This is a genomic window from Bifidobacterium sp. MSK.17.10 (genome assembly GCF_019129655.1).
In the GTDB taxonomy this organism is placed as follows: Bacteria; Actinomycetota; Actinomycetes; order Actinomycetales; family Bifidobacteriaceae; genus Bifidobacterium; species Bifidobacterium adolescentis.
This window is the reverse complement of the sequence record NZ_JAHOJD010000007.1, coordinates 26130-42952: the sequence shown is the minus strand read 5'-3', so window position 1 is coordinate 42952 and position 16823 is coordinate 26130. Positions and strand designations below refer to the sequence as shown.

Below are 16823 nucleotides of genomic sequence, written 5' to 3'. Positions count from 1 at the left end.
AATCAGCCGATTTCTCGGCTTTTCGAACCGTCACATGCCGTCACATATCTTTATATGTCGTCTCACATGCGCGCCAGAATGTCGCGACCGACCTCGTCGGTGGAACGCGTGGTGGAGCCGAGCTCCTCGATGTCGGCTTCCACGGCGGTATGGATCTTCTTGGCGGCATCGTCGAAACCGAGATGCTCGAGTAGCATGGCGGCGGACAGGATGGCCGCGGTCGGGTTGGCCTTGTTCTGGCCGGCGATGTCCGGAGCGGAACCGTGGATCGGCTCGAACATGGACGGATACTCGTTGGACGCGTTGATGCATCCCGAAGCGGAGTAGCCGACGCCACCGACCACGGCACCGGCCTCGTCGGTGATGATGTCGCCGAAGAGGTTGTCGGTCAGGATCACGTCGAAGCGGGACGGGTTGGACACCAGGAAGATGGTGGTCGCGTCGATGTGCAGGTAGTCGTGGGAGACCTTCGGGTATTCCTCGGCCACCTTGTCGACGATGCGCTGCCACATGTCGCCGGCGTTGACCAGCACGTTCTTCTTGTGCACAAGGGTCACATGCTTCCTGCGCTTCATGGCCAGTTGGAAGGCGTAACGCACCACGCGCTCCACACCGTAGGCGGTGTTGATGGAGACTTCGGTGGCCACCTCGTTCGGGGTGCCACGGCGCACCGCGCCGCCGGCACCGCAGTACAGGCCTTCGGTGCCTTCACGCACGACCACGAAGTCGATGTCACCCGGGTTGGCAAGCGGCGAGGTAACGCCCTTGTACAGCTTGGACGGACGCAGGTTCACGTACTGGTCCAGGTCGAAGCGGAGCTTGAGCAGCAGGCCGCGTTCCAGAATGCCCGCCTTGATGCGCGGATCGCCGACGGCACCCAGCAGGATGGCGTCGGTCTTCTTGATGCGCTCCTCTTCCTCTTCCGGAAGAATCGCGCCGTCGCGCAGGTAACGCTCGGCACCAAGATCGAAATTCTCGTAATCGAATTCGGCGACGCCCTCGGCCGCCTTCTCCAGAGCCTTCTGGGCCCACGGAGTCACTTCCTTGCCAATGCCATCGCCTGGAATGACGGCGATGGTGTACTTCTTTGCAGAATCACTCATAGCACGCGACTCTAGTCAACGGACCAGCACGTGGACACGTAACGCTCAACTAGTGGACACTCCTTGCCGCGTTCATGTGCGAATACGGTTTCACCCGGCTTCAAACGCCACGAACAACGAACGATCCAATGATCCGGACGCAACAATCCATACACCGTACATGAAAAAAGGGGGCCGACCTGAAGGCCGACCCCACCCTTGGATTCCAACACTCAGCGAACGCTCTTGGGTTTCACATAATCCTCGGCGACGGAACCGAAATTCGTGCCCGAGAATTTGCCCGATTGTCTCACTATGGCATCGAACGCTGCCAACCCGTTCAATCCCGTGTAGGAATCGGAATACGCGCCGGAATAGCTCGCCGAAGATCCCGTCGAACCGGACGATTCCGGCTTCACTACCCTGTTCTCCCGCGACCACAACGCATACAGCGTGCCGTCGCGATCGATGGGCATCAACGATTTCCCGGACGAATCAAAGGAGACCACGCTGACTGCGAGCGCGTCGTCTTTCACCGTGCTCCACCCTTCGAAGGTGTAGCCGTCAAGCTGAGGCTCGTTGGCGATGTCCGCCGTGGGCGAGACCAGCGAATCACCGTCGTAGACTTTCCGCTCGGCGTACAGGGTCTTCGCATCCTTGCCGGCGGGCGCATGCCCTCCGTTCAGATCGAAGGTTATGGTCCACTGGTGCGCGGTGCGCACCCACTGCGCGGTCAGGGTGATGTCGCCAGTCACCTTCGAGCCGAAATCGTAGCTTTTGCCGTCATACTGCCAGCCGGTGAACCGGCAGTCGTCGCGTGTCGGCGACGGATCAGGCGCAACGGCCACTCCTCCATCGTCCACGGTCTGGCTGTTCACGGCACTGCCGCCGGCCGTGTCGAAGGTGACCGTCCATGTCTTGACCCACTTGGCATACAAGGTCATGTCGGCGGTTACGGCGGTGCCAGCATCATAGTCCGTCTTCCGCTGTTCGTCGCTGGTCAATCCTGCGAAACGATATCCACCGCGGGAAGGAGCGGAATCGGGGATCGTAAGCTTCTCCCCTTCCTTGACGAACAACGTCATATCCTGCGGCAGGTCCGACGAATAATCGTCGCCGTCATTCAAATGAATGGTGACGGTATGGTACGTCGCGCCCGCATCATCCCACTTGGCATACAGCGTGATACCGCCGGTGACGGGCATGCCGAAACCGTACGGCGTGGTGCCGGCCGCATCCGTGGTCCAGCCGACGAACGTGTATCCGTCACGGGTCGGTGTGGCAGGTTGCGTCGCGTAACCACCGTACGCAACCTGTTGCGCATCGACCGCGCTGCCGCCTTGCGAGTCGAAGGTCACGGCGTACATGTTCGGCGTCCACTTCGCATACAAGGTCACATCATCGTTCACCGCAGCCGTGAAATCGTATTCGCTACCCGAAGTGTCGGCGCTGGTATACCATCCCGCGAACGCGTATCCCACGCGCTCAGGATTTCCCGGTCGTACGGCCGATTTCCCTGTTTGCACCTGTTGTGCGGCGATCTCGCTGCCGCCTTGGACGTCGAAGGTCACGGTTTTCGCTTCCGTCCACTGCGCATACAACGTTATCGGCGCGCTCACCGTGGTGGCGAAATCATACTCATGTTCACCGGCCATGTCCGTGGTCCACTTCGAGAACACGTAGCCGTCGCGAGTAGGCGTTTCGGGAACGCTCGCAGTGCCTCCGATGGCGACCGCCTGTGCGGGAACGCTGCTGCCGCCTTGGGTGTCGAAGGTTATTCCGGCCACGTTCACCGGATGCGTGTACACGGTCGGATCCCCGCTGACGATCCAGAATTCCGCGACGCCGTTTTCCACGTTTCCCGCGGTCATGCTGATCACGGATTCCGGAATCTCGCGATCGTTGTCGTCGCAGTCCTTGCCGGTCCATGATGAGCCACCGTTGCGAATGATGAACCATGGGTTGCGCACGCCTTTGGCTGTCTGGCTCAGCGTGTATTCCGCGACCTCGCCGAATTCGTCATGGGAGGTGAATTCCTGGGATTCGCCGCTGGTGCTTTCCGCATACCAAGACCACAGATCCCAGCCTTTCCACGCGTCGGATTCCATGCTGTATTCCTGATAATTGCCGTCGGGACGGTAATAATGCAGTTTGATGGTCAGGTTTTTCGGATTTTTGATGTCATTCGGCTGCGGTGTCGCCGAGGGAGACGCTTTTTCCGAGGATCGGTCGGAAGCGGTATCGGGTTGCGCGCCGTCCACCCACGCTTCGATGGCACCGCTCACATGCGCGTCACCGAATTTGGCGAGTTTCCACACGCTCGCCTCATATTGTTCGACGGTTCCCGCGGACGCTCCAGTCGCATCGGCACCATCCACGATTCTGAAATGCACTGTTGCCAGATCGCCGTCCAGTTCGCCGCTGGCTTTCCTGCCGTATTGCGTTGGCGTGCTTTCGAATGGAATATACGTGGCGCTTTCCATGTCGTCGCCGTTCCACACCTTCACGCCGGATGCGTTCTCACCGACGCCGGAGACGGAACGGAAGTTGACGGTCACTTTGGTTTTCGCCGCATGGTTGCGCGTGTAGGGCACGCCCGTCTGCTGCCGGTGCCCGCTGACGTTGATCATAGTGGCGCCGACCTGTGCCGTATATTCCGTTCCCCGCTTGCCCCCGTTCCAGTCCGTGGAGTCAGATTCCCCGGATTGTGTGGATGCGAAATGGTATTTCACCGCGCTTAGGTTGGCCCCTTCCGGCAGATCGGCCTTATACCAGCCTGCCGCATTCGTGGAATCGGCTACATCGACCGCGCTCATCGCAATGCTACCGCTGCCGTTGTCGGACGTGTAACGCACATACACCTGCCCGTCCCACGATTCGTCGGGCTTGTAGTAGATGGTGAGGATTTTGTCACCTATCAGCGAACTGTTCGGCGAATCCTTGTATTGCGGAGCGTAGGTGCCGCTAGGTTCCGTGGTTTCCGTCCACGCGCCCTTGACCGCACCGGCATAGATGGCAATGGCGCTTCGTTTGCCGATGGTCGCTTTGGCGTGACCGCCGCTGACGGTCACGGTTTGCGAGCAGGTGCGGGAAGCGTACACGTTGCAGTATTCCCCGTCCGGCAACGATGTCGTATAGTCGACGTCATGCTCCTGCAGGGTGTTGTTCAATGCGAGCAGACCCTTGCTTTTCCCGTTGGCGTCAACCCTTTCGAAGGCGATGTCGTTGGATCCGGATTCCTGCCAGTTGCTTACGCTGGTGCCGTTCACGGCATTATGGAATTTGATCATGCCTCGGATTGACGTCCACCGCTGTTGGCAGTTCCAATCGCCATACTCCATCTGCGTTGGGTCCTTTTGCGTGGAGCACACGTCGTCCATGCTGATTTTCGGCACGGTGGTGTCAGTCGAATCCTTGGCGCCGTCATCATATTGGGTGCTTTCATTGAATGCGTAGTCTGAAAGGATCTTCGGATGCCCGTAGTCGTACCCGAGCATGAACGCGTTGGCGAGCTCGTATCGGGCGCCGGAAACGGGTTTGAGCGTTTCCGAACCGCGTGCGGTATCCCAGTTGGACACGAATACGGTGGCATTATCGGCGTCGTCGAGCAGATCGCTGGTGATGTTCTTCAAATTGGTGATGGATCCGTTGAAATCCTTCAACAATGAGTACGCGTACGAGAATTCGGTGACCTGTCCGTTCTTTTCGTATCGTTCCGGCGCGAATTTTTCGGATTCTCCATTATGGTAGATGACTTCCTGCGACCATGGGAAGCTTTGTTCGTCCGTAATGCCCGCTTTGGTCATGAACTTGCGTTTGATGGATGCGATGTCGTTGGGATCCATATGTTTTGCGGAGTCGATGCGGAATCCGCGTACGCCGTCTTCCCATAGGTGCGCCAAGTATTCGGCTTGGATGTTTTGCACGCGGTCGCTGCCGGTGTTGATGTCCCACATGGTCGACAGTCGGCAGTTCCACACTTCGTCGGCGTTGGTGTAGTCGGAGATGTTGTCTGACACGTTCGACTTGCAGGTGTGGAAGTCGCCGCTGGGAAGGCCGTATTGGTGGTTGTTGCCGCTTTCCTCATACTGGTAGATGCCGATTCCCGGGTATCGTCCGTATGATCCGTTGTATTCGGTTCCGGCCACGCCATACTGGTCGTCAACCCATGACACGTCATGTCCGGTGGTGTGGTTGAGCACCATGTCGGCCACGATTTGCACGCCAGCCGCGTCGCATTGGCTGATCATGGTTTTGAACTCGTCTTCCGTACCGAAACGCGAGTCGAGTTTGTAGCTGACCGGCTGGTAGACGGTCCACCATTGCGTGCCTTGGATGGATTCCTGCGGCGGGGAGACCTGCACGTATTTCACGCCTTCCGGACCATAGGTTTTCGTGCATTCGTCGCCAATCGTCTTCCATGATTGCTGGAATGCGATCATGGTCACGTCAGTGGCTGCCGGATTGGTCGGATCGTCATTGCCAAAAGCCACCGATTGCGCGCTGAGCCCCGCGAGGGAAAGCGCCAGGCCAAGTGCCGCGGCCGCGATGCGGCGCACCGAACGCATGCCGGTATGTCGTGCAGCCGCGTGACGGGCCATGCGGTAATCCATCCGATTCCCCTGTTTCGCTCCGTGACGCCTCATCGCGCGTCTCCTTCCTTGTTGGTCTTGTTACGTTTGGCGATGCCGTAGCCCATGCCGATCATGCCGAGCGCCACTACCGCGAGAAGTGTGCCGTAGCACCATCGTTGCCCGCCCGTGGAGGGAAGCACGATGGAGATGGTGTTGGTGATGGTGGAGATTCCGGTTTTTCGGTCATCGCTGATGACCGGCTGGCAGTAGCCGTCCACTCCGCTGATCGCTTCGCCCTTTTCGTTGGTTTCCTTCACCGTGTACACCTTGTTTTCATCTAGGTCGGTGAACGTGTATTGCCAGTTGTTGCCGTCGCTCAACGCCACCGTCTTGCCGGTGGATTGGCCGTTCGCATACAACGTCGCATATACCGCTTTCGGACGTTTGCTGCTGTCGCCGTAGTCCTTCCACACTTTATGCACGCTGTGGCTGGTATGCCCCGGCGTGTAGGTGTTGGTCAGCGTGTACGCCCAGGATTCCGCATTCTGACCGCTTTCGCTTGTTTCATCCGCCTTGTCGGATTCGCCCGACTCGTTGGCCTTGCCCTCGGCGCCGTCAGCCGCAGCGACTTTGCCTCCGGTGAGCGTCGGCGTGTAGTTCTTCACGGCCTCTTCGGTCACCGAATACTGAATTTCCTTGCCCTTGTAGTATTTGGGCAGGTTCGTGAAGGTGTAGGTCCACGTGTTCGCGCTCACCTCTTGCGAAGTGGTCGCTTCGCTTGTTCCGTCAGCCCCGTTGACGTTGGCCGTGGTGGCCTGCGTCGCTTTGGCGTTCTCCGAGGTCAGCACCATGCAGCTCACACCCCATGGATTCGTGCCATCCGTCGCGCCGGTGTTCTTGCACTCGCTGTTGTGTTGCGGTGAGGGCCATCCGGGCAGCGTCTGGTTCTTCGCATCGGTCCACACGCTGGAAAGCACCCAGATCGTGGCCTTGTCGCCCGGCCGTTTCACATTGCTGGGCGCATCAGTGTCATCCCACGTCTTGTCCACGCTCAATGTCGTGGTTTCGGGCGTATGCGTGTTGGTCACATCGAACGCGCAGGATTTGACCGTGCTCGTCACCGCACAGCGTGTTTCCGTACCGCCGGCGAGCGTCACGTCGCTTGCCGTATAGCCATCTACGGATTCCTCGGTTACCGTATACGTGTACGGATTGTTGTACAGGTTCTGCTTGGGAAGACCTTCGAACGTCCACGATTGCGTGTTGCTGCCGTTGGTTCGCACGGTTTGCACCACCAATTGTTCGGTCACGTCTTCCGTTTCGTCGGTACTGCCGCTCTTCGGCTGTTTGCTGGTTCCCCAAATATGGAAGGTCAGCGTCTTCGGCCGTTTGCCATCGTTGTCATCCTGATCGTTCCACGTTTTGTTCACCGTGATGCTTGCCGTTTCCGGCTCCCGAATGTTCAATACCGTGAATTCGGCGCCGTCGATGTACGGACGTTTGATCACGGAAACGCGGTATTCCTTACCTGTGAGCTCTTGGGTCAGTTCCTCGTCAACCGTGTAGTTGTACCTGTTGCCGTCCGCATCATATCGGGGCAGATCGGTCCACGTGTACGTCCAGTCGCTGGTGTTCTTGTTGTCCAACGTCCGCGTGTACTTCGCATCTTGCAGCTGCTTGGAGTTGCGCAGCAGGTGGAATGTCACCGATGTCGGACGCTCCGAATAGTTATGGTCGGACCAGATTTTGCGCACGCGCACCATGGTCGTATCCACGCGATCCTCGACGCGGATGGTGTTGCCATCCACCAGCTTGCCGTCCACGTATGCTTCGCCGCGGGAAATGGTGAAGTTGACCGCGTTCGCCTTTTCATACCCGACCGGCGCCTTGGTTTCGGTGAGCTTGTAGACGCCGTCCTGCAGCTGGAATTGTTTCGGCAGTCCGCCGCCGCTGGTCCAGGTGATCTCGTCGATCGTCTTGCCTTCGAAAGTTTTGCCGGTTATGGAGAATTCCGCTCCAGCCAGCTCGGCACCGCCGCCGACCTTGGTTTTGGAGAACAGGATGCCGCTTTTGCCCGGCTTGTCTTTCATGACGACGGTATTGGAATCCTGCTTCTTACCGTCGATGGTCACGCTGCCGTCGAGCCCGACGCTGAATACGATGTCATCCGCGGTTTCATAGCCGTCCGGCGCCACCTTTTCACGCAGGGTGTAGGTGCCGGGTAGCAGGGTGAGTTCGCCGGGTTCGCCGCCTTTGCTGGTCCAGGTGATCTCGTCGATCGCCTTGCCATCCAAGGTGGTGCCGGTGATGCTCATCTGCGCGCCGTCGATATTGGTGATGCCACTGGTGAGACTGTTTTTATTGACGGTCACCTGATGCGTCCGGTACTGGTCGGTCATCACGATGGTATTGTCCTGCACGTCGGCATATGTGCCATCGGTTTGCTTGATCTGCACGCTGAGCTTGCCGGTGACGGCGTCGCTCACGACTTTGAATTCGACCGGATCCGCTACCAGATAACCATCCGGCGCCTTGGTTTCGGTCAAGGTGTAGGTGCCGGGCTTGAGCTTGATGCTCTTCGACTTATCCCGCTCACTTACCCAGGTCTGCGTTTTGAATTCGGTGCCATCATTCAGCGTACCGGTGAGGCGCATGGTGGCACCTGCGATCTCCGTACCCTTGAGGTCCTGCTTGGAGAACCACACCTCCTCGTTTTCGGGGTGGTGCGTGTTGGTGATGGCGAAACCTTGGGTTTGCGAGCCGGTGATGTGCGTGGTGTAGCCGCTCACCGTATCTTCGCGTATGGTATACACGATCTTCTTGCCATCCTCGTAGACGGGCAGATTGGTGAACGCGCTGTCGTTCCGCCAGTTTCCAACCGCATCGAGTGTCACGCTTTGATCGGTTTCCTCTCCGTTTTTCAACAGATGCACGGTTACGCTGTCAGGGCGCTTCTGGTCCTGGTTGTCGGCGTCGTCCCATGCTTTTTCAACGCCGATCGACGTGGTTTCGGGCGTGTGCGTGTTGGTGCATTGTTCGGTGGCAGCCGAACCGTCGGTGTTGTATTGCACGTCAGCGCATTGCGAGTCGTACCCGCCCAGCGTCGTGGTTTCGACGGCCATGTAGGCCGCGGTTTTGCCGTCGACTTTCACCGGCAGTCCCGTCCATTGCACGTTATCGTTCTTGTCGGGATTGAGTATGCGGCTTTGCCCGTCGACTTTCGTATAATCGGCATCGCCGTCGGTCTTGCGGTACAAATCGAAGGTGACGGATGCACGTTTGCCGTCCTGGTTGTTATTGTCGTTCCATGTTTTCGTAACAGTCAACGACGTGGTTTTCGGTGCGTCCTCCGCCTGCACGTGACCGATGCCGTCGCTACCGGTCACATTTTTGCCGTCGACGGTGATGGTGCCGTCTTCGCCGACCAGAATGATGATCGGATCCATGACTTGGTATCCGTCCGGTGCGTTGGCTTCGGTCAGCTTGTACCGTCCGGGCAGGAGTTCGAGCGTTTTCGTCTCGCTGCCGGAGGTGGTCCATGTCCAATCGGATTCCACCTGCGACGATCCGACACGAGTCAGCTGCATGGTGGCACCGTCGACGGGTACACCGGCATTCGCCGCATCCACCTTTGTGAATTGCACCTTGAACTTCGTTTTGTGGTCGTTGCTGCAGTTCCAACGGTAGTTGCCCAATGTGGTCGTCTTGCCGTCGCTGTCTTTGGCTACGGCGACGATCAATTTGCCGCTTTGCCCGTCTACGGTAACGGTTTTGTTGTCGTATCGTCCGTCGTATGCACCGGCAGCGGTCTGCGCGTCATGTCCGGGGAATATCACATAGAGCGGAGCGGATTTCTCGTATTGCGAATCAGTGCTGCCGGGCACTTTGCCGTCCGGACCTGTCAGCTCGGTGACCTTATATACGGTGTCGTAGTCCAGCTGCAGTCGGTCGGACAGTCCGTTGGATGCTCCTGTGGTCAGCTGCTTGGTGATTTCTTTGCCAACCGTACCATTGCAGGTGCCGTCGGCATCGGCCGTAGACGACACGAAGTTGCATCCGGTGACGCTTTCCACTTTGAAGGTGGCGCTGCCCGCCGGCTTGCCGAGATCGCCATCCGCGTACTTGTAGATCTGCAGTGTGCTCTGGTCGTATTTCATGCCGCCTTTGCTCTGCTGCACGGTTCCGGTGATTGTGTTCTGCGAGGTTCCGCCGTTGTTCTCATACCCGGCGAGCACGATTTTGTTGCCGCCCAGCGATCCGAAGCTTTCGCCTGGTTTGAGCTGCACCGCGGCCGTGTAGGTGATGGTGCATGCACGGGCGTCGGGAATGGAGAACACTAGTTCGCGGGTCTGCGAATTGTATGACCATGTTGCACCGTTGATGGCGGTTCCATTGTCGGAGTCCATGATCGACACGCTGTTGGCGTTGAGGTCGAGTGCCTGACCCATGGTGTCGGTCAGAGTGAGGTTGTTGCCTTTGTTAAGCGTGTCCGCATTCGGGTTGACTTTGACCGTGTAGTTCACGTTCGGCGCGGTCGTGGCATCGTATTTGCCGTTTTTGTCAAGAAGTTTCGGCTTGCTCGCGCCCACTGTGGCGGAAGCGTCGCCTCCGGCGCTGCCATCAATGTCGATGTGCGCCTTGTTCTCGTAATTTCCCCAATCAGGTGCGGTGATCGGGTCGATGCTCGTCTCATACACGATGAGCACACCAGCCGAGGTCTTCGCCTGGCTGAACGCCGGGGTACCCTTGGCTATGGTGAAGGTCACCGTGCCGTCGCCGTTGTCTTTGGCGCTCACTCCGGACAGCATTTTTGTGGTGCTGGAAGCGTCGAAGATCTTCAACGATTTCGCGTCGTACCGCGTGTGGACGGGCAACGTATCGGTCACCACGATGTTTTCGGCGTCCGACATCACGTCATGCACTTTGATGCGCCAGCGGATCACGCCTTTGGAGTTGGCGGTGTAGCCGTACCCGTATTGGTCCCAATACTGGTTGGCGTCTTCCTTGCCGAGCACGTCGCCGCGATGCTGGTGTTTCGCCGTGGAGGTTTTGTTCAATGCCGAAGCTCGGTTCCACACGGTTTCGTCGGTCACACCGTCGTTGACGGTGGACTGGTATTGCACGTACACCGTAGTGCCTTTGGGCAATGATGCGAACACGATGGTGAATCCCCTATCGGTGGCCTCTGTCGTGTATCCGCCCGCGTATTGCTGCGTCAGGGCGGCGTCGGTGTACACTTTAATGCTGTCTTTCACCAAGGTTTGCTTGGATCCCAGATCCTTGCCGCTGTCGTCCACATCCAGCTTGTCGGTCAGTTCGGCGTTGGTGAGGTCTTCCAAGGCTTTCATGCTGGTCACCCACGTCAGGTTCTTCGCTTCGGATGCCGGCGACGTGCATGTTTTCTTCAGTTCGACCGCGTCCGTGCCGAGTTGAGGTTCGGCCGTGGCTGTTTTGCCGGTTCCATCCTGAGGTTTTACGGTGACTTCGTTCTTGTATTTCTGGTGTTCGCCGCTTCCTTCGACCGGCACGTTTTTCGCTTCGGTCCAATACTGGATTTGGAAATGGTCGTAGCCGCCGGAGGGCAATGTCACTCTGCCGTTGGCAAGGTCGTCCCATCTAAGCTTGATGTAATGCTGTGGATTGTACTGGTCACCGCCCTGGTATGCACCGTCCACACCGGTCGGGCACGCCGATTTCCAGTCGCCGCTGTTGTAGCAGCTGAGCACCAGATCACCGGTCGGCTCCCTGAGATTGTTGCTGTCGAGCAGATCTTTGACGGTGGCTCCGTCGACGGATTGGCCTTCGCCAGCGCCGATGGTGATGTTCCAAGTGAAGCCTTGCGTGCCATTTTCGTCTTTTGCTGCGGTTGCGCTTTTGTTCACATACCAGTCGCTGTAGTTGAACCAGATGGAGTTGCTGGTTTCCTTCTTGTTGACGTCTTCGTTGCTGGAGTAGGTCACCTTGTTTTTGTTTTCGGTGACATTGCTGCAATTGCCGGCCTCGCGGCATGCCTTGATGACGCTGTCTTTGTCGGCGTTCACCGAGTAGCGCACGTATAGTTTCTCACCGTCGCCCATGGAGCCGATGGTGACGTTGAAATTATGGTCGTCGGTTTTGGAGGATTGCCATGCGCCCGTGTATTCGTTCTTGCAGTCGGCGTCGGTGTAGATGTGCACGGATCCGTCCACGAAGGTCAGCAGGCCGCCCATGGTGTCGTCCATGGTCACGCCGGTGTTCGTGCCTGTAGAGGTCACTTCCAAAACGAAATCGTAGGTGGATGCGTCGGAAGTGGAGATTGCCGGGCGTTTGACCACGTTGACCCTGTGTTTGCCCTCCACGTTCACGGTGATGGTGCCATATCCGGGGAAGGTAAAGCTGGTATCGCCGCCAGCCGAACCACCGGTTTTGTTCGAGGTGATGGTTCCGTCAGTGGTCACGAACGCTTCGATGTTGGACCCCGCCGATTCGCCGCGGGTGTAGGTGGCCACCATTTTGTCGCCGTCGATGGTGTAGTAGCCGACCACGTCGCCACCGTTGTAGATCGGGTATTTCTCGTTCGATTTGTATTCCAGATTGCTGGGAAGGTCGTAGACGAAGGTGTCGCCCTCGTTGATTTTGACGTCGTTCGGCACTTTCCAATGCAGTTCGGTGCGGATCTGATCACCGTAGTTGACTTGCATGCCGGAAATGTACGGCTTCCACGTCTTGCCTCCGTCGGAACTGATTTCGAAGGAGGTGTCGTCCTTGTCAACCCAACCGAGATCGCTGATATTGTATTCCTCAGCATACGCGCGTTGCGGCGCTGCGATCACACTTGCGAAGATCATCGCAACGATTGCCACCAACGCGGCAATCGTTGTCATTCCATGCCGCTCACTTACGGCTTTATGCATGCCTGCCATTCTTCCCCCTGGTCGCAATGCAATCTAGTCGGTTTTACCCGTAAACCTACTATTTCTCTGGACCTTACGAGACCACCCCGCACAGACAATGAAACACTCTGAAAACGGGTGCAAGCATGACCTTATAAAAGGTTTAACATGCCGTCAAAAGTTGAAAAAAACGTTTGACGGAACACCCCTAAATCGGAGGATTCTGCAAGAAACGCCGAAAACAATCACCCGACCTGTTTCAATGTTTCATGAAACAAACTGCAAATGGAAGCGTTTGCAAAACGGGGTGCGCCATACGGTGCACCCCGTCACATAACAACAGACCGTTCCGAAACCGACCTCATCCGAACATGAAAGGTCCCACAAACCGGATCAATGCGTGATACCCATCATCGAAAGACACCAAGCATTCTCATAGGAGATCTCCTCCCACTGCTTGTACCTTCCAGACGTACCCCCATGACCAGCCTCAACCTCAATCTTCGCCACGGCGTCCACACCGGCATGCTGCAGCCGGGCCAGCCATTTCATCGGCTCCACATACAGCACGCGGGTGTCGTTCATGGATGTGGTAATGAAAATTTTCGGAAAAACGGCAGTTCTTTCGTCATTTTCACTATCTGGCGCATTCTCGTATGGCGTGTACGACTTCATATACGCGTACACATCCGCGTCGTGCAGCGGATCGCCCCACTCGTCCCATTCGGTGACGGTCAGCGGCAGCGAAGGATCAAGGATCGAGGTCAGCGCGTCCACGAACGGCACATCCGCCTCCACGCCCGCATAGCATTCCGGAGCCATGTTGGCGACCGCCCCCATCAATAGGCCGCCCGCCGAGCCGCCGTTCGCCACTGTACGCAGCGGCGAGGCCAGTCCGGCGCGTTGCAGCGCGCGCGTGGCGTCGATGAAATCCTCAAACGAATGCTTCTTGTTGAGCAGGTGCCCCTGCTCGTACCAGGCGCGTCCCATTTCGCCGCCGCCGCGGATGTGCGGCACGGCGTACAGCACGCCGCGGTCGAGCATGCTGATGCGTGACACCGCGAATCCCGGATCGGAACTGATCTCGTACGCGCCGTAGCCGGTGATGAACATGGCGGAATCGCAGGTCGGCACGTCACGCCGCCATACCAGCGAGACGGGGATGCGTTCGCCGTCGCGCGCGGTGACCCACACCCGGCGTTCCATGTAGTCGCGCGGATCGAAACCACCCAGCACGGTGGCGCGTTTGAGCAGACGGTCCTCGCCGGTGTCCGGATCGTAGTCATGCAGCTCGCCGGGGCGCGTGTAGCTGGCGAACGAGTAGCGCATGCGCGGCGCGTCATACGAGGGGTTGCCACCCACGCCGATCGAATACAGGCGGCGCGTCTCCCCCGGCATGCGGTCGGCGGTGGCGCCGTCCGACGACGTCATCGCCCGACGCGAGACGCCATGCACGGCCGATCCCTTGCCTTGCGCGGCGGCGGCCGCGTCCAGTTTGCCCCAGATCTCGGCGCGTTCCTCGTTGATCTCGTCCACGGATTCGTCGACGTCCCAATCGTCCTCCAGCGCGTGCGGCACCAGTTCGGTGAACCGCCATGGCCGGCCGGCCAGGAAATCCTCGGCGGCGGCCCGTTTCGTCATCACCGCGATGTGCGGCAGGCTTTCCGCGCGGTATTGCAATGCGACGAAATGCCGATGGATCGAGATACCCTCGATGCCCAAGCCGTGCGCGCCCTGCAGAATGGCGGGATTGCAGGGATTTGAATACGGGGTGCCGATCGGCATGGAGGAGGCGCCGGGGTCCACGTCGTCGCCATGCTCGCAACCGTAGGGCGATCCGACCGCCACGCGCACGCCTTCGCCCAGCCGGTATGGAGGCTCGTGCGTCCGCATATCGATCACATCGATCTCGAAATTCGGATTCAACGCGTTGTGGTACACCACGGCGAGCGGAATATCCTCGCCATGCTCCCCCGCGCCTTCGAAGCAGGCGAAGCTCACATCGTATTCCACGTCGGTTTCGCGCGGAATGAACGCCCGGAACGAGCCCTCTGGGGTGTCCACCGGCAGCATCAGCACCTCGGTGGTGGTTTTCGACCCGGTGCCGATCACGATGTTCCGTTCGTCGAAGGACAGTCCGATGCCCACCCAGAAGCGTTCATCCGCCTCGCGGTACACCTCCACGTCATCGGTCACGGGGGTGCCGACGCGGTGGCGCATCACCGCGTATGGACGCCACGCGTCGTCGAGCTTCACATAGAACACCCATTGCGCGTCCGGTGTGAAGCAGGCGCCACCGATGCCCTTGAACACTTCCGGCAGTTCCTTGCCGGTTTCCAAGCTGCGGATGCGGAAATCGTAACGTTCGTCGCCGCTGGTGTCGGTGCCGTACAGCATCCAACGTCCGTCTTTGGAAATATCCATGCCGCCGATACGGAAGAAATCATGGCCTTGCGCTTCGGCATTGGTGTCGAACACCACTTGTTCGCCGTCGATAGGCACGCCGATTTCAATGGTTGGCGGATCCCAATCGTCTGCGCTTCGAATCGGCACACGGCATTGCACCGCATACTGCTGGCCCTCCTGGGTGCGTACGAAATACCAGTAGCCATCCATGCGTGTCGGCACGGACATGTCGTTTTCCTGAACGTGCGACTTGAGCTCGTCGAACAGTGTGGAGCGTAGGGTTTTCAACGGTTCCATGCGCTGCTCGCAATACCGGTTCTGCGCGGCGACGTAATCCTGCACGTCATGCGATTCCTTGTCGCGCAGCCATTCGTACTCGTCGATGAAGGTGTCGCCGTGGAATACGCGCTCCTTCGGCACACGCTTCGCGATCGGCATCCCGCATTTGTCTTGCACGCTTTCGTCGCTTTCTCGCGCGCCCGTTGCGCCCTGTTCACCCCGAAAATCAGTCATGCACGCGATTATACCGGCATTGCATTCCCAATCCCACGCGGCACGCAACCCCTGCTCTGGGCGTACGAAAAAGTCAGACGCCCATCTGTTGTTTCAGGAACGGCAGCATGGTTTTCATGATGTTCGATCCGGTCGTTCCCGTGAATACCGGCACGTCGGTGACCGGCATCGGCTGCGTGGCCACGCGCCCGGCGACGGAACCGAAATTGCCGGTCACTTCGCGCGGTGACAGCTGCCGGATGCCGATCGCCAGCACACGCCCCGGGTAGCGGCGTGCGATCGTGGCGTATGTGGTCGGATCCTTCTGCCCGTCGTCGCCGATCAGAATGAACTTCATATCGGGAAAATCCGCCATCAGCTGCTCGGCGTATTCAAGCTTGTGCTGCACGCCCGACGGAATGAAGGTTTTCGGCCTCGGGTCAAGGTCGCGCAGCAGCAGCGGCCCTTCCGGAAAACCGTGGTTCGTAATGAAATGGCGGATCGAGCTTTCCACATTCCATGGCGAAGTGGACAGGTAGAAGAACGGCGCGTCCGGGAACATGTCCGCGATGCGGTTGAACAGCAGGTTCATGCTGGCCACCGGCACTTTTTTGCGCGGATTAAGCAGCAGCAGATTGTAGACGGCCTTCATCAGACGCGGCGCCTGCGTGACCATGATGGTGTCGTCCACGTCGGAGATCACGCCCACTTTGGTGCCGCTGGGAATGGTGAAAAGATTGGCGTTGACCGGCTTGCGGCTGCGCACTTTGTACGAGACGTTGTGGATGCCCGGTTCGAGCGAATGCTCGGCCACGAGGTCGAGGTAGCCGGCATCGTCGGATGCCGCGAATTCGCTGGAAATATCAGGATTGCTGTCGATCGCGTCGTATACTTCCGACGCACCCACCTGCACTGTTTCGATGGGCACGTCATCGATGGCGATCCGCACTTTGGTATGCGGGGACGGCACCATCAGCATGCCACGGATGCCGCGAATCAGGCGGCCGGCCTGCCGTTTGAACGGGCCGTATACGGTACGGCAAATCAGTCGGGAGTAGTGTTCGGTGCCATAGCCGACGTAGGGTTCGACACGTGGATACCAGTCGAGCGACCGCACCAATGCGGTCGAGAATTTCAGCCAGACACTGAATGCTTTGGTGATCGTGCGGCGGAACAGCCTGGTCAGCGGCGGTTTGACTTCAAGACGCTCATGTCTGGAGGCCGCGTCGAAGGTGGTGACCACCTTGCGTGCCGGAATCGGCACGGTGGGCATGTCATCGCAAGAATCGTCCATCCGCTCCCCCATACGCTGCTGTTCGCGCTGCTGGTCGTGCTGCGGCGGGAACTGCGGCAACGGCTGAATTTCACTCATATGCCCACTATAGAGGTCGCGTTCG

The 16823-nt window shown here is 58.6% G+C and carries 5 protein-coding genes; all 5 read right to left on the bottom strand.

Annotated features, from left to right (window positions below):
• Nucleotides 1–62 precede the first annotated feature (62 nt).
• The gene (locus tag KSX58_RS07595; RefSeq protein ID WP_055680655.1) at nucleotides 63–1103 is read right to left on the bottom strand and encodes a 3-isopropylmalate dehydrogenase; all 1041 of its coding nucleotides are present in this window, start codon (nucleotides 1101–1103) and stop codon (nucleotides 63–65) included.
• A 212-nt stretch (nucleotides 1104–1315) separates the two neighbouring features.
• Complete coding sequence (locus tag KSX58_RS07590) at nucleotides 1316–5728, bottom strand: InlB B-repeat-containing protein (RefSeq protein WP_217736147.1); 4413 nt, start codon at nucleotides 5726–5728, stop codon at nucleotides 1316–1318.
• Nucleotides 5725–12558 carry a Cna B-type domain-containing protein gene (locus KSX58_RS07585; protein ID WP_217736148.1) on the bottom strand — a complete coding sequence of 2278 codons (6834 nt, stop codon included), beginning with the start codon at nucleotides 12556–12558 and terminating at the stop codon, nucleotides 5725–5727. Before KSX58_RS07585 ends, KSX58_RS07590 begins: the two co-directional genes overlap by 4 nt.
• 363 nt (nucleotides 12559–12921) lie before the next feature.
• On the bottom strand, nucleotides 12922–15372 hold the full coding sequence (locus KSX58_RS07580; RefSeq protein ID WP_217736153.1) for a S9 family peptidase: 2451 nt from the start codon (nucleotides 15370–15372) through the stop codon (nucleotides 12922–12924).
• 148 nt (nucleotides 15373–15520) lie between these two features.
• Nucleotides 15521–16732, bottom strand: coding sequence for an App1 family protein (locus tag KSX58_RS07575; RefSeq protein WP_217752061.1), 1212 nt, complete (start codon nucleotides 16730–16732; stop codon nucleotides 15521–15523).
• Nucleotides 16733–16823: the final 91 nt, after the last annotated feature.